The sequence below is a fragment of the Bradyrhizobium sp. 44 genome, from assembly GCF_023073095.1.
Lineage (GTDB): Bacteria > Pseudomonadota > Alphaproteobacteria > Rhizobiales > Xanthobacteraceae > Bradyrhizobium.
Genome location: NZ_JADPIY010000029.1, coordinates 727,961 through 751,789, shown reverse-complemented (window position 1 = coordinate 751,789; position 23,829 = coordinate 727,961). Strand labels below are relative to the sequence as shown.

Genomic DNA, 23,829 nt, shown 5'->3' with positions numbered 1-23,829 from the left:
ACAAACGCCCAGTCCGCACAAGACGGACGCTGGCGTTCATGCATGACGTCTCTTAGAGACAGAATTCAGGACAGGGAAGGAAACCACCATGGCGTATGAGACGATCAAATACGATGTCGCCGAGCAGATCCTCACCATCACGCTGAACCGGCCCGACAAGCTCAACGCCTTCAACGCGCAGATGCAAGGAGAGCTGATCGACGCGTTCGACGCAGCCGACAAGGACGACGACGTCCGCGCCATCATCGTCACAGGCGCCGGTCGCGGTTTTTGCGCGGGCGCAGACCTTTCGTCGGGCGCGGATACGTTCGATCGCGACGCCCGGCGCGGGCCAGTGAAGCGCTTTGCCGATGGCAAGGTCGACTACAGCGATTCCCAGGTGCGCGACGGTGGCGGCCAGGTGACATTGCGCATCTTCAAATGCCTCAAGCCTGTGATTGCTGCGGTGAACGGTCCCGCGGTCGGCATCGGCGTCACCATGCAGCTCGCGATGGACATCCGCATCGCCTCCGACGCCGCGCGCTTCGGCTTCGTGTTCTCCCAGCGCGGCATCGTGCCGGAGGCCGCCTCGAGCTGGTTCCTGCCGCGCATCGTCGGCATCTCGCAGGCGCTGGAATGGTGCTATTCGGGCCGCGTCTTCCCGGCGCAGGAAGCCCTCGCCGGACGCCTCGTCAGCAAGGTCGTAGCTCCCGATGATCTGCTGCCGACCGCCCGCGCGCTCGCCAAGGAATTTGCGGCGAAGACGGCACCGGTGTCGGTGGCACTGATCCGCCAGATGATGTGGCGCATGATGGGCGCCGACGATCCGATGGAGGCCCACAAGGTCGACAGCCGTGGCATCTACGCCCGCGGCCGCTCGGACGATGTGAAGGAAGGCGTGGTGTCGTTCCTGGAGAAGCGCCCGGCTCAGTTCAAGAACAAGGTGTCGAGCGACATGCCGGATTATTTCCCGTGGTGGACGGAGCGGGAGTACAAGTAAGGCATCGTAGGGTGGGCAAAGCGAAGCGTGCCCACCATTCTTGTCACGGCTGCCGATAAATGGTGGGCACGGCGCTCACGCGCCTTTGCCCACCCTACGACACCGTCACTCCATCAACAACGCCACGCGCCCGATCGCCTTGCGGTCGAGCAACAGCCGCATCGCCTTCGCAACCTCCTGCAGCGGCAGGCGGTGCGAGACGTTAGGCCGGAGCTTGCCCTCTTCCGCCCATTGGAGCAACGCCTTCAGCCTGCTCTCGCCGAGCGCGGGATTTTTCCGTACCGCTTCACCCGCTCGCACGCCGAGCACGCTGGCACCCTTGATCAGCAGGAGATTGGTTTTCGCCGAGCCGATGCCGCCGGTGAAGCCGATCACCAGCAGCCGTGCGCCCCAGGCGATGCAACGCATCGAATTCTCGAACACTTCGCCGCCGACGGGATCGAACACGACGTCGGCACCGCGACCGTCAGTGATCCGTTTGACGGCATCACGAAACGGCTCGCGGTCGTAGCGCACGAGATGATCGGCGCCCCGCGCCTTGGCGATCGCGAGCTTTTCGTCGCTGGACGCCGTCGCGATCACGGTCGCGCCCAGCATCTTGCCGATCTCGACGGCAGCAAGGCCCACGCCGCCGCCGGCGCCATGCACCAGCAGCACCTCGCCCGGCTCGAGCCGGCCGCGGTCGATCAGCGCGTGATAGGCGGTGCCGTGCCCGGCGAGATAGGTCGCGGCTTCCGCATAGTCGAACGTCGATGGCATCGGTGTGAGCTGCGACGGTGTCACCACGGCTTCATCCGTGAAAGCGCCGTGCCGCATCTTGACGATGACCTTGTCGCCGACGGCGACGCCGCTCGCGCCCGCGCCGACCTCGGTCACGTCGCCGGCTGCCTCCACGCCCGGCGTGAACGGCAGCTCCGGCTTGAGCTGGTATTCGCCGGCCGCCATCAGCACGTCGGGAAAATTCAGGCCGGCGGCACGGATCGCGACGCGCACTTCGTCCGGCTTCAGGTCGCGCGACGGAAACTCTTCAAGCTGCAATTTTTCGGGCGCGCCGAGCGCGCGGCAGACGACAGCCCGCACCATCAGGCCGCGCTCGCCTTGCCGCGCAGCAGCGCCTCACGGATCAACGGCAGGCGGTCATTGCCGAAATACATGTCGGTCTTGCCGACAAAGATCGTCGGCGAGCCAAAGCCGCCGCGGGCGACGACTTCTTCGGTGTTGGCCTTGAGCTGATCCTTGATCCCCTGCCCCGAAATGCCCGCGAAGAATTTCTGCTCGTCGACGCCCACCTTCCTGCAGATCTCGGCGAGCACCGCGTCCTGCGAGATGTCCTTGTCCTCGCCCCAATAGGTCTCGAACACCGCCGTGGCGAAAGGCACCGAGTCCTGCCCGAGCCAGATGCAGCCACGCATCGCTTTCACGCTGTTCACCGGAAATACCGTCGGCGGCATCTTGATCGCGAGGCCGGCCGAGCGCGACCAGTCGGCAAGGTCCTTTTTCATGTAGCGCGCCTTCAGCGGCACCGGTGTCTCACGCTGCGCGTAAACACTTGGATTGACCGTATTGAAGATGCCGCCCACCAGGATCGGCCGCCAGACGATCTCCGCGCCAACCTCCCTGGCCAGCGGCTGGATGTTGTGGAAGGCGAGATAGGTCCAGGGGCTGGAACAGTCGAAGAAGAATTCGATCATGGCGTTTCCGGTCCGGCGCCGCCGGTTTCAAGGCGACTTTTGTTGTTCTGTACCTCGACGTTAAGACATGGCAGGAAGGGGCGCAATCATAACCCGCCGTGAGGGCCGCCATGCTGTTTCCAACCACGATCGCCGGCTCCTTGCCGAAGCCGGAATGGCTCGCCGAACCCAACATGCTCTGGGCGCCCTGGAAATCGCAGGGCGAGGAGCTTGTCCGCGCCAAGCGCGATGCGACGATGCTCGCCGTCAAAGTGCAGGAGGATGCCGGGATCGACATCGTCACCGAGGGGGAGCAGGCCCGGCAACATTTCGTCCACGGATTCCTGGAGAAGATCGAGGGCATCGATTTCGCCCACAAGGTCGAGATGGGAATCCGCAAGGATCGCTACAAGGCTATGGTGCCGCAGGTTGTCGCCCCGCTCCGGCTGAAGAGCCGCGTCCACGCCGACGAGGCGCGCGTCGCCCGCGCTCACACGAGGAAGAAGCTCAAGTTCACCCTGCCCGGCCCGATGACCATCATCGACACCATTGCCGATCGCTACTATGGCGACCGCGTCAAGATGGCCTTTGCGTTCGCCGAACTCCTGAACGAGGAAGCCAAGGCGCTGCAGGCCGACGGCGTCGATCTCGTGCAGTTCGACGAGCCCGCGTTCAACGTCTACATGGACGAGGTCAACGACTGGGGCATCAAGGCGCTGGAGCGCGCCGCGCAGGGCCTGACCTGCGCCACCGCCGTGCACATCTGCTACGGCTACGGCATCAAGGCCAACACCGACTGGAAGGAGACGCTCGGCGCGCAATGGCGGCAGTACGAGCAGATCTTTCCCGCGATCGACGCCAGCCCGATCCAGCAGGTCGCGATCGAGTGCCGCAACTCGAAGGTACCGCTCGACCTGCTCGCGCTGCTCAAGTCCAAGATCGTGCAGGCCGGCGTGATCGACGTCGCCAGCGACACGGTCGAGACCGCCGAGGATGTCGTGCAGGTGATCGACGCAGTGTCGAAATTCGTGCCCAAGAGCAACATCATCGCCACCACCAACTGCGGCATGGCGCCGATGCGGCGCGAGATCGCCGAAGCCAAGCTGATGGCGCTCGGGGCCGGTGCCGCGCTGGCACGCGAGAAGCTGGGTTAAGGCTGTGACCGATCCGCTTTCGTTATTGCGACGCTTGCGGCGATCGCGCTGCCGGCGTGCGGTGAGGATCGTTCCGTGCTTCTCAATTGCGAGGCGATGGTGGAGCACGACAGTCGATGAAAACGGTAAGCCGCTGCGCTAGGGGCGTGCGGTCGGATGCAGCACAGGTTGATATCCAGCGATGATCGCGCGCAAGGTGGAAGGCGGCGTCAGCAACAGCGGGTGATCGAGGGCGCTGCTATGCGGGGCGTAGCCCGCGGGTGACCACAGCAGCGTCCTGCCCTGCGCGACGAGGAAGCAATCATCGCCCTGTTGGACCATCGCGCCGTCCGGCAATTCCACGAGCGGCCTCGGCAGCGCATGCAGCCGTTTCTTGCCGCGATCGAGCCGTTCCCGATGCAGTACGGCATCCATCGCCTTGGCGCTGATGCCGCTTGCACTGTTGCCCGTCTCCCATGCAACGCGAAAGCGCTTGGCATCATCGCGGCGGCAGAAGAAGCAGGGACGGTGGCCTGCGGCAAAGGCCGTGGCTTCGTCAAGAAAGAACAGCTCGGTCCAGCTCCGTCGCGCCATCACCGGCCGCCGCCAGCCGCGGAATTCACACAGGCAAACGATCCAAGCCGGCGACGACCAGCGCTTTTTCAATAGCGTCTTGGTCGCGGGATCATGGATGATGCCGCGGTTACCGGTGAACAGGCCGCGGTGCGGTGTCGCGATAATCTCGCCGGTCGGCGTGACGCGGTTTTGCAGGGGCATGGTCGCCTCCGCCCGTCATTGCGAGGAGCGAAGCGACGCAGCAATCCAGACTATTTCCGCGGACACATTTCTGGATTGCTTCGCTGCGCTCGCAATGACGGTGATAATCACGCCGCCCCGTCGCGAAGCGGCGGATGGTAGGACAGCGCGGTGTCCCAGGGAAAAAAGATCCAGGTGTCCTGCGAGACTTCCGTGATGAAGGTATCGACCAGGGGACGTCCCTTCGGCTTGGCGTAGACGGTGGCGAAATGCGCGTCGGGGAGCATCGCGCGCACCAGCTTGCCGGTCTTGCCGGTATCCACGAGGTCGTCGACGATCAAAAGCCCCTTGCCGGTGCCGCCGCCGAGCTTCATCACGTCTTCGGAAATGCCCTTCAGCACTTTGAGGTCGCCCTGCTTGTCGTGGTCGTAGCTGGCGATGCAGACCGTATCGATCACGCGCACGCCAAGCTCGCGCGCCACGATAGCGGCCGGCACAAGGCCGCCGCGGGTGATCGCGATCACCGCATGAAACGGACCAACCTCATTGAGCCGCCAGGTCAGTGCCCGGCAATCTCGGTGGAACTGGTCCCACGAGACCGGAAAGGGGCGGCCCGCCCGTTCCTCCGCACTTAATTCCGGTGCTTCACCAGCCATCGTCGTCTCCTGCTTCGTCTGCCGGCAGCTAGGTTGCTAGCGGGTGATGTTCAATCCCGCCAGCATTTCCTTCACCGCCGCCATTGCGGCTGCGAGCTTGTCCGCATCGCGCGAGCGCACCACCAGATTGGTGTTCGGCTTCTGCTCTTCATCCATGAAGGGATAGCTGCCGATGATGGTGTCGGGATGTTGGGCGGCAATCGCCCGCAGCGGGCTGCCGATGTCGCCTTCCCGCGCATTGGCGCGCACCGATTCGGAGAGCATGCGCACGCCCGATTTCAGCTTGGGCGAGACGATGTCCATCATCGCCTGCATGATCGAGGGCACGCCCGCCATCACGATGACATTGCCGATCTTGAACCCGGGGGCGAGGATGGTCGCGCTCTGGATCAGCTCGGCACCATCAGGGATGCGGGCCATGCGCAGGCGGGCCTCGTTGAGGTCCTGCTCGCTCCAGCGCTCGCGGAAACGGGCCACCACCTCCGGGTGATGGTCGATGCCGACGCCGAACGCCTTGGCGACGCTATCAGCGGTGATGTCGTCATGGGTCGGCCCGATGCCACCGGTGGTGAAGACATAGGTGTAGCGATGCCGCAGTGCATCCAACGCGGCAATGATGTCGGGCTCGTCGTCGGAGACGACCCGGACCTCCTTCAGGTCGATGCCGATATTGGTCAGGTATTCGGCGATGAAGCCGATGTTCTTGTCCTTGGTCCGGCCGGACAGGATTTCGTCCCCAATAACCAGAATACCCGCCGTGACGATCTCGCTCATACCTCAAGTCCCTCACCTGTCGGCCCGACTTTGCCGAGGTAACACGTTGAAGTCACGCGCTTTTGCTGCCGAAATAAGCAGTCCTCAGCCATTTTTTCAGGCAAGCCGCCGGCCATCCCCGGCAAATGTCCTCTCCCCATGCTTATCGCGCTGGCCCGGCCCTTGCTACCGCATGAAAGTCATGCACTCTTGCCGCATGGCCAGGACGTTGCGGTCTTCACCAAGGCCTCGCGGCCTGTCGAATGGCGCAACGCCTTGCGGAGACAAGTCGGGATCTATGGCAGTCGCGTTTGATGAAATGAACATTCCCGGTGGGGACCTTCGCCCTGCCTATCAGGAGCTGGCGCGCTGGCTCAAGGAGACGCCTCCCGAGGCGCTCGAATATCGCCGCCAGGAGGCCGAGCTCCTGTTCCGCCGCATCGGCATTACCTTCGCGGTCTATGGGGACTCCGAGTCGACGGAGCGCCTGATCCCCTTCGACGTGATCCCGCGGATCATGTCCGGCAAGGAATGGTCGCTGCTGGAGAAGGGCCTGAAGCAGCGCGTGCGCGCGCTCAACATGTTCCTGCGCGACATCTATCACGGCCGCGACATCCTCCGCGCCGAGATCGTGCCCGACGACCTCATCTTTCAGAACCCGGTCTTCCGTCCCGAAATGAACGGTCAGCAGGTGCCGCACGACGTCTACGTGCACATCGCCGGCATCGACATCGTCCGGGTCGATGCCGAGGACTTCATCGTGCTGGAGGACAATGCGCGCACACCCTCGGGCGTGTCCTACATGCTGGAAAACCGCGAGATCATGATGCGGCTGTTTCCGGACCTGTTCGCCCGTCACAGGGTGGCGCCGGTCGAACGCTATCCGGACGAGTTGCTGTCCGCCCTGCGCTCGGTGGCGCCGCAAAGCGCTTCCGGCGAGCCGACCGTCGCGTTGCTCACGCCGGGCGTCTACAACTCGGCCTATTACGAGCACTCCTTCCTCGCTGACAAGCTCGGTATCGAGCTGGTCGAGGGCCGCGACCTCATCGTCAAGAACAACGAAGTGTTCATGCGGACGACCGAGGGCGTGAAACGGGTCGACGTGATCTACCGCCGCGTCGACGACGACTACCTCGATCCCCTCACCTTCCGGCCCGACTCCGCGCTCGGGGTGCCCGGGCTGATGTCGGCCTATGCGGCCGGCAACATCACGCTCGCCAACGCCGTCGGCACCGGCATCGCCGACGACAAGGCGATCTACTCCTACATGCCGGACATCGTAAAATTCTACCTGGGCGAGGAGCCGATCCTGAAGAACGTGCAGACCTGGCGCTGCCGCGAGCCGAAGGACCTCGCCTATGTGCTGGACCATCTGAGCGAACTCGTCGTGAAGGAGGTGCACGGCTCGGGCGGCTACGGCATGCTGATTGGTCCTGCCGCGACCAAGGCGACGATCGAAGCCTTCCGCGAAAAGCTCAAGCGCGAGCCCGAAGGCTTCATTGCGCAGCCGACGCTGGCGCTCTCGACCTGCCCGACCTGCACGGCATCCGGCCTTGCGCCGCGCCACGTCGACCTGCGGCCGTTCGTGCTCACCGGCAGCAAGAGCACCACGATCGTGCCCGGCGGGTTGACACGCGTTGCCCTGAAGGAAGGCTCCCTGGTGGTGAATTCGAGCCAGGGCGGCGGTACCAAAGATACCTGGATCCTGGACGAGTAGAGAGATGCTGTCGCGTACCGCCGAAAACCTCTATTGGCTCGCCCGTTACGTCGAACGGGCCGAGTATCTCGCGCGCACCATCGATGCGACGCTGCGCGTGACCGCGCTTCCCGCCGCCTATATCGGCAAGACCAACGAATGGGACTCGGCGCTTTTGACTGCCGGCGTCGCCGCAAGCTTCTATCAGCAGTACGAAGAAGCCAACGAGCACAACGTCGTCGATTATCTCTCGTTCTCGGCGGACAATCCGTCGTCGATCAGGAACTGCATCGAGGCGGCGCGGCTGAATTCGCGCTCGGTGCGCACAGCGCTGACGAGCGAGATGTGGGACACCATCAACTCGGCCTGGATCGAATTGCAGGAGGTCTGGAGCAGAGGGACCTCCACGCGCGAGGATCTCGCAAAGTTCCTGCGCTTCGTGCAGGAAACCTCGCTGCGCTTCGACGGCTCGGCCTACCGGACCATGTTGCGCAACGACGCGTACTGGTTCTCGCGGATGGGCCTGCATCTCGAACGCGCCGACAACACCGCGCGCATTCTCGACGTGAAATACCATGTGCTGCTGCCCGAGGAGGAGCATGTCGGCGGCCCGCTCGATTTCTACCAGTGGACCTCGATCCTGCGCTCGGTTTCGGCACTGACGGCCTATCACTGGGTCTATCGCGAAACACTGAAACCCTGGCTGATCGCGGATTTGCTCATCCTCAACGATTCGCTGCCGCGTTCGCTCGCAAGCTGCTACGGCAATCTGGTGCGCAATCTCGATCAGATCGGGGTCGCCTATGGCCGCCAGGGCCCGGCCCAACGCCATGCCCGCGGCATCCGCAACCGGCTGGAACACAGCAATATGAACGACATTTTCCAGCATGGCGTGCATGAATTCATTCAGGAATTCATCTCGGACAATTCCAGACTGGGCGAAATCATCACGAAGCAGTATTTGATCTGATACTGCTGTCATTCCGGGGACGCCCGCAGGGCTAGCCCGGATCGATGACGCGACAACAACGGTCCACCATGCGCCTGCGAATCCTGCACACCACGACCTATCGCTACGAGCCGCAGGCCACGAGCGTGATCCAGATCCTGCGCATGACGCCCGGCAGCCATGACGGGCAATATGTGGCGGAGTGGCAGATCGACGTGTCGACCGACACCAAGCTCGACACCCACGAGGATGCGTTCGGCAACGTCACCCATGTCCTGTCCTGCGGACCGGTCGGCGACATCAAGATCACCGCCGAGGGCCTGATCGAGACCCACGACACCGGCGGCGTTCTCCGCGGCGCCGATGAGCGCTTTCCGGCCGGCATGTTCTTACGCGCCACCGACCTCACCACGGTCAATCCGGCGATGAATGCGGTCGCGCGCCAGCTGCGCAGCGAGGCCGAGAGCGACACGCTCGGCTTCCTGCACACGCTGATGACGCAAATCAGCGATCACATGACGTTCGACGAGGACCCGACCAACAGCGGCACGTCGGCGGCGGAAGCGTTCACGCTCAAGCGCGGCGTCTGCCAGGACTACGCGCACATCTTCATCGCCTGCGCCCGCAGCGGCGGCGTGCCGGCGCGCTTCGTCTCCGGCCATTTCCTGCGCTCCGACGGCACGGTGCACCAGGACGCGGGCCATGCCTGGGCGGAGGCCTATGTCGGCGGTCTCGGCTGGGTCGGCTTCGATCCTGCCAACAGCATCTGCGCCACCGACGCCCATGTCCGCGTCGCGATCGGGCTCGATTATCTCGGCGCCGCCCCCGTGCGCGGCACCCGCTATGGCGGCGGCGCGGAGACGCTGTCGGTGACGGTCAAGGTCGAGCAGGCCGGCCGCGGCGGCCAGTCGCAATCGCAGTCACAGCGGCAGAGCTGAACCGCGCCGCGCGCGCCCCTCACCCACGGTCGGTTTCCACCCTGCCGCCCCGCGGCAATCGGGGGTTGGAGCGGCCGTTGAAATTGGCTAGTAATTCCGCGCAAACGCGTTCGGGGACTGGAAATGACCTATTGTTGCGGAATTCTGGTTCGGGACGGTCTGGTGATGATCGCCGACACCCGCACCAATGCCGGCCTCGACAACGTCTCGACCTTCCGCAAGCTTCACATCTTCTCCAAGCCCGGCGACCGCATCATGGCGATCGCCAGCGCCGGCAACCTCGCGATCAGCCAATCGGTGCTCTCGACGCTGACCGAGGGCCTCGAAGACCCCAACACGGGTGAGATCGAGACGCTGATGAACGCGCCGACCATGTTCCAGGCCGCCCAGCGCATCGGCCGGGCGATCCGGGCCGTGCACGCGACCGAAGGCCCGGCGCTCAAATCAGAGGACGTGTCGTTCGACGTGTCCTTCCTGTTCGGCGGTCAGATCAACGGCGCGCGCATGCGCCTGTTCATGGTCTACACCGCCGGCAATTTCATCGAATGCACCACCGACACGCCCTATTTGCAGATCGGCGAGCACAAATACGGCAAGCCGGTGCTCGACCGCGCCATGCATTACGACGTCGAACTCTACGAGGCGCTGAAGACCGGGCTGATCTCGATGGATTCGACCATGCGCTCGAATCTCGGCGTCGGCCTGCCGATCGACGTGCTGGTGGTGCGCGCCGACGCCTGCGAGGCCGATCTCAATCACCGCATCGAGGCGGGCGAACCCTATTTCCACGATTTGCGCTCGCGCTGGTCGGCGGCCTTGCGCGCCGCGCATCAGAACATTCCGCGGCCGCCCTACAAGAACGAAAAAGAATCCAAAACCTGACAGCTCAAGAGAAAAGGCAGGAAACGATGAGTGAAGCGAAAAAGATCGCAGTGGTGACGGGCGCCGGCACCGGAGTCGGGCGCGCGGCGTCGCTGGCGCTGATGAACACAGGCTTCACCGTGGTGCTGGTCGGGCGCCGGCCCGACATGCTCGAGGAGACGGCCAAGCTCGGCCCCGCGGGGAAAAGCCTCTGCGTCACCGCCGACATGACCAAGCCGGACTCGATTGCCGCGCTGTTTGACAAGGTCAAGGCCACCTACGGCCGGCTCGACGTGCTCTTCAACAATGCCGGCATGGGCGCGCCGCCGGTGAACTTCGAGGATCTCGGCCTCGAGCAGTGGCAGGCGGTGGTGAACACCAACCTCACCGGCCCATTCCTGTGCACCCAGCACGCCTTCCGCATCATGAAGGACCAGACCCCCCGCGGCGGCCGCATCATCAACAACGGCTCGATCTCGGCGCATGCGCCGCGGCCGTTCTCGGCGGCCTATACCTCGACCAAGCACGCCATCACCGGCCTCACCAAGGCCTCCAACCTCGACGGCCGCATGTACGACATCGCGGTCGGCCAGGTCGACATCGGCAATGCCGCAACGCCCATGACCGACCGCATGGTCAACGGTCCCGGCGTGCTGCAGCCCGACGGCACGTCGAAGCAGGAGCCGCGCATGGACGCGAAAGCGGTGGGCGACGCCGTCGCCTACATGGCCGGCCTGCCGCTCGATGCCAACGTGCTGACCATGACCGTCATGGCAACCAAGATGCCGTTCGTGGGACGGGGCTGAATAAAAAACGCGAAAACAACCCCATGCACAGTAGGCGGCATGGGGTTGCGGCCTCGCTCCGCAAGCGGACGTGAAGTCGGCTAAATCTCCGCACTGCTTCAACAATCGTCATTGCGAGCGCAGCGAAGCAATCCAGACTACCACTGTGGCAAGATTCTGGATTGCTTCGTCGCACCAGCGCAAAATTGCTTCGCAATGACGGGGAGAGAACGAGCGAGCTCCTACTCCAAGCTTTCCACCTGCCGCAGGCTCGGAAACAGCTTCATCCACAACAGCGCCACCGCGACCGTGCAGACGCCGCCCAGCACGGCTGCCGGCATGGCGCCAAACAATGCGGCGGCGACCCCGCTCTCGAACTGGCCGAGCTGGTTGGAGGCGTTGATGAAGAGGAAGTTCACCGCACCGACCCGGCCGCGCATCTCGTCGGGGGTCGCGAGCTGCACCAGCGAGAAGCGGATCACGACGCTGATCGTATCGGCCGCGCCGAGAACGGCGAGCGCGAGCACCGACAGCCACATCCAGGACGACAAAGCGAACACGATTGTTGCGACGCCGAACACGATCACGGCCTGAAACATGCGCAGGCCCACGTGCCGCGAAATGGCGTGACGGGCCAGCACCATGGTCATCAGCAACGCGCCGACCGCAGGCGCGGCGCGCAGGATCCCGAGCCCCATCGGACCGGTCTGGAGGATGTCGCGGGCATAGATCGGCAGAAGCGCGGTGACGCCGCCGAACAGCACCGCGAACAGATCGAGCGAGATGGTGCCGAGGATCGCAGGATTGCTGCGGATGAAGCGGACGCCGGCGAAGATATTGTCGGCGCCCGCCATGTCCTTGGCGATCGCCTGCGGGCGCGGACGGATGAAGCCGGTCAGGATCATCCCGAAGATCCAGAACAGCACCATCACGGTGTAGGCGAGATGCGGCGCGACCGCGTAGGCAAAACCGCCGAGCGCCGGCCCCGTAATAGTCGCGACCTGCGCCGCTCCGCTGGAGACGGCGGTGGCGCGCTGGAGCGAGCCCTGCGGCGCGATCGCCGGCAGCAGCGCAGCAGTGGTCGGACTTTCGAAGGCCCCGGCAATGCCCAGCACGAAGGTCGCCACGAAAATCTGAACTTCGCTGACCAGGCCGAGATAGGTGATGACGCCGAGATAGAGCGCGGTCGCGGCTTCCACGAGCTGGCAGAGCTGGACCACGCGCTTGCGCTCGTAGCGGTCGGCCGCATGGCCGGCGACGAACACCAACAGCGCCGTGGGCAGGAATTGCACGAGGCCGACCATGCCGAGGTCGAAGGCCGAGCCGGTGAGATCGTAGATCTGCCAGCCGATCGCGACCGCCGCAATCTGGCTGGAGAAACGCGACAGGCTGCGCGAGAGCAGAAAGAACAGGAAGGCGCGATGGGAGAGGAGCGCGCGGGCACTGACCGGCGGGTTTCCCGATATTGGCTGGTCTGGCATCGCCTGTTCGGTCACGCTCGGACTATCCGGCTCCTGATGTCGACGTGCTCCGCGTGGCTGACGCGGACCTGCTTGTCAACAGCGGGACGCTCCGACAATCTCCCGGCATTGCGTTTGCAACGCAGGGGTGGCCATAATCATCGGGTTTGGGGACATCATGCTGCGGCTGCAATCGGCACTCGGCGTTTTCGCATTGCTGTTGATCGCCTTGGTCCTGAGCGAGAACCGCCGCGCGGCCTCGCTGCGCCAGGCGGCGATCGGCCTCGTCGCCACCTTCGTCACCGCGATCGTTCTCCTGAAGGTGCCTGTCGTCGCGCGCGCCTTCGGTGCTATCAACGACGCCGTGGGCGCGATCTCGGCAGCCTCGCGCGCCGGCTCCTCTTTCGTGTTCGGCTATGTCGGCGGCGGTCCCCTGCCCTTCGATCTGAAAGCACCGGGTGCCGATTTCGTCCTGGCATTCCAGGCGCTGCCGATCGTGCTGGTCATGAGCGTCCTGACGACGCTCTTGTTCTATTGGCGCATGCTGCCGCCGGTCGTGCGCGGCATGGCCTGGCTGCTGGAGCGGACGCTCGGCGTCGGCGGCGCGGTCGGGCTCTCGACCGCCGCCAACATCTTTCTCGGCATGGTCGAGGCGCCGCTGTTCGTGCGGCCTTATCTTGCGCAGATGACCCGCAGCGAGTTGTTCCTGGTGATGACCGGCGGCATGGCCGGCATCGCCGGCACGGTGCTGGTGCTGTATGCGACGCTGCTTGCTCCCCTCATTCCCGACGCAGCCGCGCATTTCGTCATCGCGTCGGTGCTGGGCGCGCCGGCCGCGATCCTGGTCAGCCTCATCATGGTGCCGGAGACATCCGACAAGCGCACCGGCGGCGCACTGGAAGATCCCGAGACGGAAGTCTCCGGCACGATGGACGCGATCGTGAAAGGGACCGGCGCGGGGATCGAGCTGCTGATCAACATCGTCGCAATGCTGCTGGTGCTGGTGGCGCTGGTCTACCTCGTCAATGCGATCCTCGGCCTGCTGCCGGATATCGGCGGCGCTGCGATCTCGTTGCAGCGCCTGCTCGGCCTCGTGATGGCGCCGGTGTGCTGGCTGATGGGATTGCCGTGGGACCAGGCGATCACCGCCGGCAGCCTGATGGGCACGAAAACCGTGCTGAACGAGCTGATCGCCTATGTCGACTTCTCGAAGCTGCCGCCCGGCACGCTCGATCCGCGCTCGCGCCTGATCATGCTCTATGCGATGTGCGGCTTCGCCAATTTCGCCAGCCTCGGCATCATGATCGGCGGTCTCGGCGTGATGGCGCCGGAGCGGCGCGAGGAAATCAACGCGCTCGGGCTGAAGTCGATCGTGTCGGGGACGCTGACAACGTGTCTGATGGGAGCGGTGGTGGGTGTGCTGGCCTAGGCTCTCTCCGCTCGTCAGTGCGAGCGCAGCGAAGCAATCCAGAAATGCATCTTTGGAAACAGTCTGGATTGCTTCGTCGCAAGGGCTCCTCGCAATGACGGCGGAGAGAGTCGAGCGCTTAAGCCTCGGAATCTATAAACACGAAACATGAGCCTGGCTTCGCGACGGTTGAGAAACCGCGTTCGGTTCGTTCACGCTGACGGATGCTCTAAACCAAAGCTCCAGCCACGGTGCGAAATGCCATGACCGCGCGATCAATATCCGCATCATCGATATGGCGATGGGTCACACAGCGCAATCGACGCCTGCCCCAGGGCCTCGCCCTCAGGCCCTCCCTCTCCAGAGCCCCCGACCACACGGCGCTGTCGCGCCCGGAGAGAGAGACATCAACCTGCACGATATTCGTCTGCGGGATTGTCGCGCTGATCTTTGGATGCATCCCGTTTAACGCATCACTCAGGACCCGCGCACGCCGGTGATCCTCCGCCAGACGCGTCCCCATGACCTGAACCGCCTCCAGGCCGGCCGCGGCCAGGACGCCGATCTGACGCTGCGTGCCTCCCAACATGCGGCGAAACCTGCGGCTGCTATCGATTACTGCGCGTGGCCCGGCGAGCACGGCACCGGCGGGTGCGCTCAGGCCCTTCGACAAACACAGAGAAACCGTGTCGCAATGTCTCGCAATTTCGGCAGGCGCCGTTTCAAGGGCGACGGCGGCGTTGAACAGCCGCGCACCGTCGAGATGCACCGGGACACCGCGGGCCGAGGCCATGGCGTGCACGGCCTGCATATGATCCAGCGGCAATACGGCGCCGCTCGCGTTGTTGTGCGAGGTTTCCATTGCGACAAGAGCGGTCCCGAGCTTGAGCCCTTCGCCCTGCAGGGCGTCCTCCAGCATATTCAGATCCATTGCGCCGGCAGTGCCGGCAATTGCGAGGTAGAACTGCCCCGTAAACGTCGCCGCCCCTCGTTCCGAGGTGTACATATGGGCATTCGATTCCAGCACGATCTGTTCACTGCGCTGCGACTGCGCCAGCGTCGCCAGCAGATTGGCCATGGTGCAGCTCGGCACAAACAGGCCGGCATCCTTGCCCAACGCCGCAGCCGCGACGGCCTCCAGCTCCTGCACCGTGGGGTCACCGTCCAGCCCGTCATCGCCGAGCGGCGCCGAGGCCATGCGGGCATACATCGCCTCGGTCGGCTTGGTGACAGTATCGCTGCGCAGGTCGATGGGGGGCAACGCGGCGCCTGCCGGACTCGTGTCGTGTTGATGTGCCATTGCGAGACCTCTAGAGCGCTTGTCGCGTCATTCGTAGACTGCCGGATCGCCGGAATCGGTCGGGTTGGCCAGCGCCCGCTTGAGGGCGGCGCTCATCGGGAATTTCAGGTTGAGGCCATGCGGTGGAATCGGTGAATTGAAATATTTGTCGTAGAGCGCCGCAATCTGCCCGCTCTTCATCAGGTCGATCACGGCATCGTCGACCATCTTCTTGAAAGCAGGATCATCCTTGGGTTGGACGATACCATAGGGCGCCGTCTCGAGGCTCTTGCTACCGATCAGGAAGTCATCCGGCGTTCTGGACGAGGCGACCGTGGCATAGGCAAGACCGTCATCGTTGGCGGTGCCGGCCACACGGCCCGTCGACACCAACAAGAAGGTCTCGGCGGTGTCCTTGGCCGGCACCACCGTGATGCTGAGATTGTTCTTGGCGTTGATCAGCGTAATCACCTTGAAAGTCTGGCCGCCGGCTTGGGCGGCGATGGCCTTGCCGCGAAACGAAGCCGGGTCGTTGACATCGACCCCGCCATCCTTGCGCGCGACGAGGACGACCTGCGCAACGAAGGTGGTGGGAGCAAAGGCAACGAGTTTATGCCGCTCGACATTATTGGTCGTGTTGCCGCATTCGAGATCGATCGTGCCGTTGGCGAGCAGCTGAATACGTGTCGCCGAGGTTATGGGGTTGTAGCGAACCTCGAGCTTGGGAAGCTTGAGGGCCGTCTTGATCGCCTGCACCACCTGTTCACAGATTTCCACGGTGTAACCGATCGGCTTCTGGTTGCCGTCGAGATAGGCGAAGGGCACCGAGGTCTCGGGGTACCCCAATGTGATCGTGCCGCTCTCACGGATCTTGTCCAGCCTGCCCGCACCCTGGGCCATGGCCTCGCTGGAAAGAAGAACACCAGCGACGGTCGCCGCGGCCAGTGCCTTGATCATCGTCGCTTTCATATGTCCCTCTCTTGTTGCGAATGCCGGTGACGCCGTCCACGGTGGGTGAGCAAACCCAGGACAGCTCCGTGCAAACAGCTCCGTGCTCTGGACTATCGTCCAAAAGCCCGATCTGATGAAATTCCAGTTTCATACTCTCCTATACGGATTTGATATGGCCACCAGACGGATGGGCCTGAAGCATGTGGAGGCTTTTCGGGCGGTCTTCGCGACGGGATCGATGACGCAGGCGGCTCAGCGCATGCATACCTCGCAACCCCAGATCAGCCGCCTGATCGGACAGTTGGAGGCGATCACGCAGTTCCCGCTGTTCGACCGCAGCGGCGGCCGCCTCCGTCCCACCGTGGACGGATCGCGCTTTTTCCAGGAGGTCGAGAAGACTTTCATCGGCCTGGCGGGACTGGAGGCCAGCGCAGCCAGCATCCGCTCGTTCGGTATGGGTCGGTTAAGTGTTGCGGCGATGCCGCGCCTGGCCGGCGGCCTGCTGACACGCATCGCGGCACGCTTCAAGGTGGACTATCCGCATGTGATGATCTCGATCCGATCCGGCACGGCGAGCGCCGTGCACGACTGGGTCAGTTCCGGGCTTTGCGACACCGGATTGGCAATGCTCTACGGCGAGGTTGCGGGGGTGCATGTCGAGCCGGTGCTCAAGACGCGTTGCGTCGCGATCATGCCGAAGACGCATCGTCTTGCACAGAAGAAGACGCTGCGCCCTGCCGATTTCGCCGACGAGGCCTTCATTTCCTTCGCCACGGGGAGTCCACTCTACGATCGCATCGATACGATCTTCGCGCAGGCGGGCGTCACGCGCCGCATTGTTGCGGAGACCGATCTGGGCGCATCGGTCTGCGCCCTGGTCGCGGCGGGCCTTGGCATCAGCATTATCAACCCGATTGCCGCGCATGACGAAAGCTCTGGCGCGGCTCTGACCACGCGCCCCTTCAACCCGGCGGTCCCCGTTACGATCGCACTGCTCTACCCACCTTATGCCGCTCGCGCCCGGTTGATCGATGCCTTCAGCGAATATGCTCGCAAGGTCATGAGCACGGAATTGGGCTATCTCGAGCGGTAGCGGGTCGATCCGCGGCGAGGCTTGTGCGAGGCTGGCGCCCTCGTAGCTCCGATGGAGCGCAGCGCAATCGCGACAATCCTTCCATGTTAATCTCCTCAGGAGATTCGGGTGGAATTGATTCATGAGCGACAGCGTCGGCCAGCGTGCATTTCAAAATTCCCGGCTTCAGAAACGACAAAAAGCCGACGTAGGGCCGTTGCTCGCGCGCGCCCTCCAGCTGCACAAAGCGGGACTTCTGCGCGAGGCAAAGACGGCCTATCGCGAACTCCTGGAGCTCGCACCCAACCAATTCATCGCGCTGCATTTGCTGGGCGCTTTGGAGGCTGAAGCCAAAAACTATCAGCAAGCGCAAGTTCTGCTGAGCCGAGCGGTGGCCGTGGATCCGCGATCTGCCGAAGCTCATATGAGCCTGGGTGTCGCGCTCAACGGGCTAAAACGTCACAATGAGGCCCGCGAGAGCTATCGAAAAGCCCTCGCCCTCCGGCCCAACTACGCCTTGGCCCTGTCCAATCTCGGTAACGCGAGCGCGGCCCTTGAACTTTACCAGGAAGCGCTCGAGAGCTACGACAAGGCGCTCGCAATCGACGGAAAACTTTCCGAAGCCCATAACGGCCGGGGTTGGGCGCTCTGCCGTCTGCGCGCCTATGACGAGGCTGTCGCAAGCTTAAACCGCGCGTTATCGATCAAGCCTGACTATGCCTCGGCGCTGTCGAGCCGCGCCGTTGCCTTGCGGGAGCTTCAGCGATTCGGCGAAGCCATGGCGGATTGCAATCGCGCAATCGCCCTGGCACCTGACGACGCGAATGGATGGCTCTGGCGGGCCAGCATCTTGCTCCTGACCCGGCAAGTTGCCGAAGCATTGTCCGATTGCGAGAAGGCTCTCGCGGCCGATCCCGGCTTCTCTCAGGCCCACAGCCTGCTCGGCCAATGTCTCGCGGCACTTGGCCGGGTCGACGAAGCCCTCGCCAGTTTCGACAGAGCTCTCGACATCGAGCCCGATCAGAGCACGATCTCCAGCAAGATATTCACCCTCGATTTTATGGCCGACGCCAGCGTTGCGCAGCATCAGCAAGCGCGACGTGTATGGTGGGAGCAGATCGGTGCGAAGATCGCCTCAGCAGCGGCGGGACCACATGACAACAGCCGCGATCCGGATCGCCGTCTGGTGCTGGGTTATGTCTCGTCGGATTTTCACGCACATTCGGCGGCGTTCATTTTCAAGCCGGTCCTGCAGCACCATGATCGGGCACAGTTCGAGATCGTGTGCTACGCTTGTTCACCGAAAACGGATGCGACGACCCGCGAATTTCAGGGGATCGCCGATCGCTGGCGCGACGCCTCGCAATGGTCCGACGATCGCCTGGCCGCCCAGATCCGCGCCGATGGTGTCGATATCCTGATCGATCTGTCCGGCCATACCAGCGGAAACCGCCTCGGTGTGTTTGCGCGCAAGCCGGCACCTGTTCAGGTGCATGGCTGGGGCCACGGCACTGGCACCGGGCTGCCAACGATCGATTATCTGTTCTCGGACCCGGTCGCGATTCCGGTCGCGGTTCGGCATCTGTTTGCGGAGACCATCGTCGACCTGCCGTGCTTTGTGACGCTGGCGCCACTGCCGGCCGGGATTGCGCGGGCGCCGACGCCGGCGATCGCGAACGGCTTCATCACATTCGGTGTCTTCAACCGCATCAGCAAGATTTCGAACGAGGCGGTGGACGTCTGGTCCAGGATTCTCGAGCGGGTGCCGGGTTCGCGACTGCTGATCAAGGATACTGCGCTGGACGCTCAGCTGGTCCGCGACAATCTGTTGGCGCGGTTTGCAGCTGGCCGGTTGCCGGCCGAACGCGTCGATCTGCTCGGAGCCACGTCGCGAGACGAACATCTGGCAGCGTTCAATCGCGTCGATATTGGCCTCGACCCATTCCCGCAGAATGGCGGCGTCAGCACGTGGGAAGCCTTGCAGATGGGCGTGCCGGTAGTGGCGAAGCTCGGTCACAGTCTGCCGAGCCGTGCTGCCGGCTCCATCCTCGCCGCGCTGGGCCTGCCGGACTGGGTCGCGGAAAGCGATAAGGCCTATGTCGAGATCGCAGCGAGCCGTGGGACACAGATCGGCGACCTCGACAAGTTGCGCCGCGAACTGCCCGGACAGATCAGGGCTGCCGCCGCCGGCAACCCCGTCTCATACGCGCAAGCGGTGGACGATGCCTATCGCGCGATGTGGAAACGCTATTGCAACGGTGATGGCTGATCTCCGCTTCACCTACGCCTTCAACTCCACCGTCCTGAACTCCGCCGGCAGGATCACCTCCAGCAGCTCGACGTCGTCCGAATAGTCCAGGATCATGTGCTTGATCTTCGGCGGCTGGGTCCAGGCGCTGCCTTCTTTCATCAGCGTCTCGCCCTCTCCGTCCATATAGGTCTTTACCCAGCCCTTGAGCACGTACACCATCTGGAATTCGACGTCGTGGAAGTGCAGCTTCGACACTTCGTCCGGATTGCAGGGGCCTTGCAGCCGGATCACGTGCGCTTGCGCCAGCCCGTGGCTCGCAGCGGCGATGCCGAGATCGCGATACTTGGCGTAGGTGCGCAAACCGTCGGCCTTGAAGTCTTCCTCGCGATGATGGCTGATCGCGATGCGCTGCTTGGGCCGCGCCGGTTTCTTGACGGTTGACTTGGCCGGAGTCGTGGGGGCTTTCGCCTTCACCGCCTTGCGCGCCGTCGATCGTGCGGCGGGTTTGGCCCCGCTTCGCTTCTTCACCGCCGCCTGCGATGCGCTACGCGATTTTGCTTTCTTGGCCATGGCGGTCTCCCCTGTTGTTATAGGGGAGAGGTTAGCACGGAATGCGAAATCGTAGGATGGGTTAGCGTCAGCGTAACCCACCCTACAGCACCACGCTCGCCTTCAATGCAGCCGGAATACGCCGTCGACCGCGCGCAGCTCGGCCGGCTTGATCAGCTTGGAATGCGCGACCGTGACCGAGAATAGCGGACCGTCGAGCTTCTTCTGCCAGAACGCCAGGAAATCCGTCAGCGCCGGAAATTTCGGAAACATGTCGTAGTTCTGCCAGACATAGGTCTGGAGCAGCGAGCGATGATCCGGCATCCGGTAGAGAATTTCGGCTGTCGTCAGCCCGTAACCCAGCACCTGTTTCCGGAAGTCGTCGGAAACAACCCCAACTCGCGAGACCATGCCAACCTCCTTTGCAGGAGCGCATATTCAAGGGGTGGCTTTCCGGTACGCCCTACGAGCCACCCGGTGGAGATGCGCTCACATGAGTGAAATGTGACGCAAACTGACAATCCATCTCAAGCCCAAAAGTTTAACAAGCTGTTGAAATTCAATGCGTTAGCAGCAGATGCGGCTCCGTGCTAATACGGGCGCGGAGCGCGATTAACGATGGAAAGAGATTTTGGCAGGCGGCGCTTCCGAGTGCTATTTTTCTGCTACAAGCCCTTGCTCCCGCCAAAATCCTGCCTTATCTCAGCTGTGCCTGTGCTAGCACTCGCGGGCGCAGACTGCTAACAACCCAAAATTCCCAACTTGTGCAAAAGCTTAGGAGAACTGCATGAAATTCCGTCCGCTTCACGACCGCGTCGTGGTCAAGCGCATCGACGCAGAAGAGAAGACCGCTGGCGGCATCATCATTCCCGACACGGCCAAGGAAAAGCCCTCGCAGGGCGAGATCGTCGCCGTGGGCCCGGGTGGCCGCGACGAAGCAGGCAAGCTGATCCCGATCGACCTGAAGGTCGGCGACCGCGTGCTGTTCGGCAAGTGGTCCGGCACTGAGGTCAAGATCGACAACGTCGATCTGCTGATCATGAAGGAAAGCGACATCATGGGCGTCCTCGACGTCCCCGCTTCCAAGAAGAAGGCGGCCTAAGAGCCCCTCTCTCCCCCAGCTAAACCTCTCAAGGAAAAATTCAGATGGCAGCTAAAGAAGTCAAATTCGGCGTCGATGCACGCGACAAGATGCTTCGCGGCGTCGACATCCTCGCCAACGCGGTGAAGGTCACTCTCGGCCCCAAGGGCCGCAACGTCGTCCTCGACAAGTCGTTCGGCGCTCCCCGCATCACCAAGGACGGCGTCACCGTCGCCAAGGAGATCGAACTCGACGACAAGTTCGAGAACATGGGCGCGCAAATGGTGCGCGAAGTCGCCTCCAAGTCCGCTGACGCGGCCGGCGACGGCACCACCACCGCCACCGTGCTGGCCCAGGCGATCGTGCGCGAAGGCGCCAAGTCGGTTGCCGCCGGCATGAACCCGATGGACCTCAAGCGCGGTATCGACATGGCGGTGGAAGCCGTGGTCGCCGACCTCGTCAAGAACTCCAAGAAGGTCACCTCGAACGAGGAAATCGCCCAGGTCGGCACCATCTCCGCCAACGGCGACGCCGAAATCGGCAAGTTCCTCTCCGACGCCATGAAGAAGGTCGGCAACGAGGGCGTCATCACGGTCGAGGAAGCCAAGTCGCTCGAGACCGAACTCGACGTCGTCGAAGGCATGCAGTTCGACCGTGGCTACATCTCGCCCTACTTCGTCACCAACGCCGACAAGATGCGCGTTGAATTCGACGACGCCTACATCCTGATCAACGAGAAGAAGCTCTCCAACCTGAACGAACTGCTGCCGCTGCTCGAAGCCGTGGTGCAGACCGGCAAGCCGCTGGTCATCGTCGCCGAAGACGTCGAAGGCGAAGCTTTGGCCACGCTTGTCGTGAACCGTCTGCGCGGTGGTCTGAAGGTCGCGGCCGTCAAGGCTCCGGGCTTCGGCGATCGCCGCAAGGCCATGCTGCAGGACATCGCGGTTCTGACCGGTGGTCAGGCGATCTCTGAAGATCTCGGCATCAAGATGGAGAACGTCACGCTCGCCATGCTCGGTCGCGCCAAGAAGGTGATGATCGACAAGGAGAACACCACGATCGTCAATGGCGCCGGCAAGAAGGCCGACATCGAGGCGCGCGTGTCCCAGATCAAGGCGCAGATCGAGGAAACCACCTCGGACTACGACCGTGAGAAGCTCCAGGAGCGTCTTGCCAAGCTCGCGGGCGGCGTCGCGGTGATCCGCGTCGGCGGCGCGACCGAGGTCGAGGTGAAGGAGCGCAAGGATCGCGTCGATGACGCGATGCATGCGACCCGCGCCGCGGTCGAGGAAGGCATCGTCCCGGGCGGCGGCGTCGCCCTGCTCCGTGCCTCCGAGCAGCTCAAGGGCCTGCGCACCAAGAACGACGACCAGAAGACCGGCGTCGAGATCGTGCGCAAGGCGCTCTCCGCGCCGGCTCGGCAGATCGCGATCAACGCCGGTGAAGACGGCTCCGTGATCGTCGGCAAGATCCTCGAGAACAAGTCGTACGCTTACGGCTTCGACTCGCAGACCGGCGAATACGGCGATCTCGTCAAGAAGGGCATCATCGACCCGACCAAGGTGGTTCGCGCGGCAATCCAGAACGCGGCTTCGGTTGCGGCTCTCCTGATCACCACGGAAGCCATGGTCGCCGAGCTGCCCAAGAAGGGCGGCTCCGGTCCCGCGATGCCCCCGGGCGGCGGCATGGGCGGCATGGATTTCTGATCCAGCCACTCAGGCACAATACGAAATGCGAAACCCCGGCAGCGATGCCGGGGTTTTTGTTTTCTCCGCTCCTCATTCCGGAGCGGCGCGCAGCGCCGGGCCCCGGAATGACTGGACGGCCTCACCACACCTTCCCCAGCCGCTCCATGTGTGGTTCGCCGTGCTGGTCGAGCGACCAGAATATCCGCGTCACCTTGCCGACCAGATTGTCCATCGGCACGAATCCGATCGACGACATCACGCGGCTGTCGCTCGAGTTGTCTCTGTTATCACCGAGCACGAAGAAATGGCCCGGCGGCACGGTGTAGGCGTCGGTGTTGTCGTAGTAGCCGTTGTCGACGCAGTCCTGCGTGATGTAGGAGGCGCCGTTCGGCAGCGTCTCGCGCCAGCGCTTGGCCTTCGCAGCGTCATCCGCGCCGCAAGTGGAGCCGGCAACCACCGCCTTCAGGGCAACGCGTGTCACCGCGCGATCGTTGAGGATGAGCTGGCCCTGCCGCATCTGGATGCGATCACCGGGTAGCCCGACCACGCGCTTGACATAGTCGACCGAGGTGTCCTTTGGCGTCCGGAACACGACGACGTCGCCATGCTCGGGCTCGGCGGCCCGGAAACGCCCAGAGATCCATGACGGCGCGAACGGAAAGGAATAGCGGCCATAGCCATAGGCATATTTTGCGGCAAAGACGTAGTCGCCGACGACCAGCGTCGGCGTCATCGAGCCGGACGGGATGTTGAACGGCTGGAACAGGATGATGCGAAACAGGAACGGCGGCGACCACAGCACCGGAATCAGGAGGATCAGGATGACGATCGCCTTCCATTCCCGCACTTTGGCCTGCGGGTGGATGGTTTCCTGAAGAGTGGTCATGCGCCTGCCCTGATCAAGCCCTTGGTCG

23 protein-coding genes are annotated in these 23,829 nt (G+C 63.5%); 12 read left to right on the top strand and 11 right to left on the bottom strand.

The features are described from left to right. Positions 1 to 88: 88 nt before the first annotated feature. Positions 89 to 979, top strand: a complete 891-nt coding sequence (locus tag IVB41_RS29350; protein WP_027567763.1) for a crotonase/enoyl-CoA hydratase family protein — start codon at positions 89 to 91, stop codon at positions 977 to 979. 105 nt (positions 980 to 1,084) lie between these two features. Here IVB41_RS29350 and IVB41_RS29345 read toward each other — a convergent pair whose 3' ends face one another. Together IVB41_RS29345 and IVB41_RS29340 are read right to left on the bottom strand one after the other, a co-directional pair. After that, on the bottom strand, positions 1,085 to 2,062 hold the full coding sequence (locus IVB41_RS29345) for an NADPH:quinone oxidoreductase family protein (protein ID WP_247437625.1): 978 nt from the start codon (positions 2,060 to 2,062) through the stop codon (positions 1,085 to 1,087). Next, entirely contained in the window at positions 2,062 to 2,670 is a 609-nt protein-coding gene (locus IVB41_RS29340; protein ID WP_247362275.1) for a 2-hydroxychromene-2-carboxylate isomerase, read from the bottom strand. The genes IVB41_RS29345 and IVB41_RS29340 overlap by 1 nt, the downstream gene beginning before the upstream one ends. A gap of 110 nt (positions 2,671 to 2,780) precedes the next feature. On the opposite strand from IVB41_RS29340, the gene IVB41_RS29335 reads away from it, so the two are divergent. Further along, on the top strand, positions 2,781 to 3,803 hold the full coding sequence (locus IVB41_RS29335; protein WP_035961417.1) for a methionine synthase: 1,023 nt from the start codon (positions 2,781 to 2,783) through the stop codon (positions 3,801 to 3,803). Between the two features lie 138 nt (positions 3,804 to 3,941). Here the strand turns inward: IVB41_RS29335 and IVB41_RS29330 are convergent, their stop codons facing one another. From IVB41_RS29330 to IVB41_RS29320, 3 genes are all read right to left on the bottom strand, one after another. After that, positions 3,942 to 4,559: a hypothetical protein gene (locus tag IVB41_RS29330; protein WP_247437624.1), complete on the bottom strand. Its 618-nt coding sequence runs from the start codon at positions 4,557 to 4,559 to the stop codon at positions 3,942 to 3,944. 107 nt (positions 4,560 to 4,666) lie between these two features. Next, on the bottom strand, positions 4,667 to 5,194 hold the full coding sequence (gene gpt, locus IVB41_RS29325; protein ID WP_007602504.1) for a xanthine phosphoribosyltransferase: 528 nt from the start codon (positions 5,192 to 5,194) through the stop codon (positions 4,667 to 4,669). Positions 5,195 to 5,230: 36 nt separating this feature from the next. Then, positions 5,231 to 5,968 (bottom strand): molybdopterin-binding protein, encoded by a 738-nt coding sequence (locus IVB41_RS29320; RefSeq protein WP_027567758.1) that lies wholly within the window; start codon positions 5,966 to 5,968, stop codon positions 5,231 to 5,233. Between the two features lie 277 nt (positions 5,969 to 6,245). Here IVB41_RS29320 and IVB41_RS29315 point away from each other — a divergent pair, with 277 nt between their 5' ends. The 5 genes from IVB41_RS29315 to IVB41_RS29295 all read left to right on the top strand — a co-directional run bounded on the left by IVB41_RS29315 (position 6,246) and on the right by IVB41_RS29295 (position 11,197). After that, positions 6,246 to 7,664 (top strand): circularly permuted type 2 ATP-grasp protein, encoded by a 1,419-nt coding sequence (locus IVB41_RS29315; protein ID WP_027518749.1) that lies wholly within the window; start codon positions 6,246 to 6,248, stop codon positions 7,662 to 7,664. Between the two features lie 4 nt (positions 7,665 to 7,668). Further along, positions 7,669 to 8,613 carry an alpha-E domain-containing protein gene (locus IVB41_RS29310; RefSeq protein WP_027567757.1) on the top strand — a complete coding sequence of 315 codons (945 nt, stop codon included), beginning with the start codon at positions 7,669 to 7,671 and terminating at the stop codon, positions 8,611 to 8,613. A 68-nt stretch (positions 8,614 to 8,681) separates the two neighbouring features. Further along, positions 8,682 to 9,530, top strand: coding sequence for a transglutaminase family protein (locus tag IVB41_RS29305; RefSeq protein WP_247437621.1), 849 nt, complete (start codon positions 8,682 to 8,684; stop codon positions 9,528 to 9,530). Between the two features lie 123 nt (positions 9,531 to 9,653). Further along, positions 9,654 to 10,412 carry a proteasome-type protease gene (locus IVB41_RS29300; RefSeq protein ID WP_027567755.1) on the top strand — a complete coding sequence of 253 codons (759 nt, stop codon included), beginning with the start codon at positions 9,654 to 9,656 and terminating at the stop codon, positions 10,410 to 10,412. A gap of 26 nt (positions 10,413 to 10,438) precedes the next feature. Beyond that, positions 10,439 to 11,197, top strand: a complete 759-nt coding sequence (locus tag IVB41_RS29295; protein ID WP_247437618.1) for an SDR family oxidoreductase — start codon at positions 10,439 to 10,441, stop codon at positions 11,195 to 11,197. A gap of 221 nt (positions 11,198 to 11,418) precedes the next feature. Here the strand turns inward: IVB41_RS29295 and IVB41_RS29290 are convergent, their stop codons facing one another. Beyond that, positions 11,419 to 12,657 (bottom strand): MFS transporter, encoded by a 1,239-nt coding sequence (locus tag IVB41_RS29290; protein ID WP_247437616.1) that lies wholly within the window; start codon positions 12,655 to 12,657, stop codon positions 11,419 to 11,421. Positions 12,658 to 12,814: 157 nt separating this feature from the next. On the opposite strand from IVB41_RS29290, the gene IVB41_RS29285 reads away from it, so the two are divergent. Beyond that, positions 12,815 to 14,065 carry a NupC/NupG family nucleoside CNT transporter gene (locus tag IVB41_RS29285; protein ID WP_027567752.1) on the top strand — a complete coding sequence of 417 codons (1,251 nt, stop codon included), beginning with the start codon at positions 12,815 to 12,817 and terminating at the stop codon, positions 14,063 to 14,065. Positions 14,066 to 14,273: 208 nt separating this feature from the next. On the opposite strand, the gene IVB41_RS29280 is transcribed toward IVB41_RS29285, so the two are convergent. Further along, the gene (locus IVB41_RS29280; RefSeq protein WP_247437613.1) at positions 14,274 to 15,344 is read right to left on the bottom strand and encodes a low specificity L-threonine aldolase; all 1,071 of its coding nucleotides are present in this window, start codon (positions 15,342 to 15,344) and stop codon (positions 14,274 to 14,276) included. 27 nt (positions 15,345 to 15,371) lie between these two features. After that, positions 15,372 to 16,292: an amino acid ABC transporter substrate-binding protein gene (locus tag IVB41_RS29275; protein WP_247437609.1), complete on the bottom strand. Its 921-nt coding sequence runs from the start codon at positions 16,290 to 16,292 to the stop codon at positions 15,372 to 15,374. Between the two features lie 115 nt (positions 16,293 to 16,407). Between IVB41_RS29275 and IVB41_RS29270 the strand changes: the two genes are divergently transcribed. After that, complete coding sequence (locus IVB41_RS29270) at positions 16,408 to 17,367, top strand: LysR substrate-binding domain-containing protein (protein ID WP_247437594.1); 960 nt, start codon at positions 16,408 to 16,410, stop codon at positions 17,365 to 17,367. A 121-nt stretch (positions 17,368 to 17,488) separates the two neighbouring features. Further along, on the top strand, positions 17,489 to 19,615 hold the full coding sequence (locus IVB41_RS29265) for a tetratricopeptide repeat protein (protein WP_247437591.1): 2,127 nt from the start codon (positions 17,489 to 17,491) through the stop codon (positions 19,613 to 19,615). A gap of 12 nt (positions 19,616 to 19,627) precedes the next feature. On the opposite strand, the gene IVB41_RS29260 is transcribed toward IVB41_RS29265, so the two are convergent. Together IVB41_RS29260 and IVB41_RS29255 are read right to left on the bottom strand one after the other, a co-directional pair. Next, positions 19,628 to 20,167 (bottom strand): cupin domain-containing protein, encoded by a 540-nt coding sequence (locus tag IVB41_RS29260; protein WP_247437588.1) that lies wholly within the window; start codon positions 20,165 to 20,167, stop codon positions 19,628 to 19,630. A 102-nt stretch (positions 20,168 to 20,269) separates the two neighbouring features. Beyond that, positions 20,270 to 20,557 carry an usg protein gene (locus IVB41_RS29255; protein WP_007602477.1) on the bottom strand — a complete coding sequence of 96 codons (288 nt, stop codon included), beginning with the start codon at positions 20,555 to 20,557 and terminating at the stop codon, positions 20,270 to 20,272. 376 nt (positions 20,558 to 20,933) lie between these two features. On the opposite strand from IVB41_RS29255, the gene IVB41_RS29250 reads away from it, so the two are divergent. Next, positions 20,934 to 21,248 carry a co-chaperone GroES gene (locus IVB41_RS29250; RefSeq protein WP_027518760.1) on the top strand — a complete coding sequence of 105 codons (315 nt, stop codon included), beginning with the start codon at positions 20,934 to 20,936 and terminating at the stop codon, positions 21,246 to 21,248. A gap of 44 nt (positions 21,249 to 21,292) precedes the next feature. Next, positions 21,293 to 22,933: a chaperonin GroEL gene (gene groL, locus IVB41_RS29245; RefSeq protein ID WP_027567746.1), complete on the top strand. Its 1,641-nt coding sequence runs from the start codon at positions 21,293 to 21,295 to the stop codon at positions 22,931 to 22,933. A gap of 121 nt (positions 22,934 to 23,054) precedes the next feature. Here groL and lepB read toward each other — a convergent pair whose 3' ends face one another. Further along, a complete protein-coding gene (lepB, locus tag IVB41_RS29240) occupies positions 23,055 to 23,801 on the bottom strand; it encodes a signal peptidase I (RefSeq protein ID WP_247437586.1) in 747 nt (248 codons plus the stop codon). Between the last annotated feature and the right edge of the window lie 28 nt (positions 23,802 to 23,829).

Coding starts and splice junctions, on each gene's coding strand:
- IVB41_RS29350 (WP_027567763.1), top strand. CDS start 89: ATGGCGTATGAGACGATCAAATACGATGTCGCCGAGCAGATCCTCACC.
- IVB41_RS29330 (WP_247437624.1), bottom strand. CDS start 4,559: ATGCCCCTGCAAAACCGCGTCACGCCGACCGGCGAGATTATCGCGACA.
- IVB41_RS29340 (WP_247362275.1), bottom strand. CDS start 2,670: ATGATCGAATTCTTCTTCGACTGTTCCAGCCCCTGGACCTATCTCGCC.
- IVB41_RS29275 (WP_247437609.1), bottom strand. CDS start 16,292: ATGAAAGCGACGATGATCAAGGCACTGGCCGCGGCGACCGTCGCTGGT.
- lepB (WP_247437586.1), bottom strand. CDS start 23,801: ATGACCACTCTTCAGGAAACCATCCACCCGCAGGCCAAAGTGCGGGAA.
- IVB41_RS29300 (WP_027567755.1), top strand. CDS start 9,654: ATGACCTATTGTTGCGGAATTCTGGTTCGGGACGGTCTGGTGATGATC.
- IVB41_RS29260 (WP_247437588.1), bottom strand. CDS start 20,167: ATGGCCAAGAAAGCAAAATCGCGTAGCGCATCGCAGGCGGCGGTGAAG.
- IVB41_RS29345 (WP_247437625.1), bottom strand. CDS start 2,062: ATGGTGCGGGCTGTCGTCTGCCGCGCGCTCGGCGCGCCCGAAAAATTG.
- IVB41_RS29310 (WP_027567757.1), top strand. CDS start 7,669: ATGCTGTCGCGTACCGCCGAAAACCTCTATTGGCTCGCCCGTTACGTC.
- IVB41_RS29290 (WP_247437616.1), bottom strand. CDS start 12,657: ATGCCAGACCAGCCAATATCGGGAAACCCGCCGGTCAGTGCCCGCGCG.
- IVB41_RS29250 (WP_027518760.1), top strand. CDS start 20,934: ATGAAATTCCGTCCGCTTCACGACCGCGTCGTGGTCAAGCGCATCGAC.
- groL (WP_027567746.1), top strand. CDS start 21,293: ATGGCAGCTAAAGAAGTCAAATTCGGCGTCGATGCACGCGACAAGATG.
- IVB41_RS29280 (WP_247437613.1), bottom strand. CDS start 15,344: ATGGCACATCAACACGACACGAGTCCGGCAGGCGCCGCGTTGCCCCCC.
- IVB41_RS29295 (WP_247437618.1), top strand. CDS start 10,439: ATGAGTGAAGCGAAAAAGATCGCAGTGGTGACGGGCGCCGGCACCGGA.
- IVB41_RS29335 (WP_035961417.1), top strand. CDS start 2,781: ATGCTGTTTCCAACCACGATCGCCGGCTCCTTGCCGAAGCCGGAATGG.
- IVB41_RS29255 (WP_007602477.1), bottom strand. CDS start 20,557: ATGGTCTCGCGAGTTGGGGTTGTTTCCGACGACTTCCGGAAACAGGTG.
- IVB41_RS29265 (WP_247437591.1), top strand. CDS start 17,489: ATGAGCGACAGCGTCGGCCAGCGTGCATTTCAAAATTCCCGGCTTCAG.
- IVB41_RS29305 (WP_247437621.1), top strand. CDS start 8,682: ATGCGCCTGCGAATCCTGCACACCACGACCTATCGCTACGAGCCGCAG.
- IVB41_RS29285 (WP_027567752.1), top strand. CDS start 12,815: ATGCTGCGGCTGCAATCGGCACTCGGCGTTTTCGCATTGCTGTTGATC.
- gpt (WP_007602504.1), bottom strand. CDS start 5,194: ATGGCTGGTGAAGCACCGGAATTAAGTGCGGAGGAACGGGCGGGCCGC.
- IVB41_RS29270 (WP_247437594.1), top strand. CDS start 16,408: ATGAAATTCCAGTTTCATACTCTCCTATACGGATTTGATATGGCCACC.
- IVB41_RS29320 (WP_027567758.1), bottom strand. CDS start 5,968: ATGAGCGAGATCGTCACGGCGGGTATTCTGGTTATTGGGGACGAAATC.
- IVB41_RS29315 (WP_027518749.1), top strand. CDS start 6,246: ATGGCAGTCGCGTTTGATGAAATGAACATTCCCGGTGGGGACCTTCGC.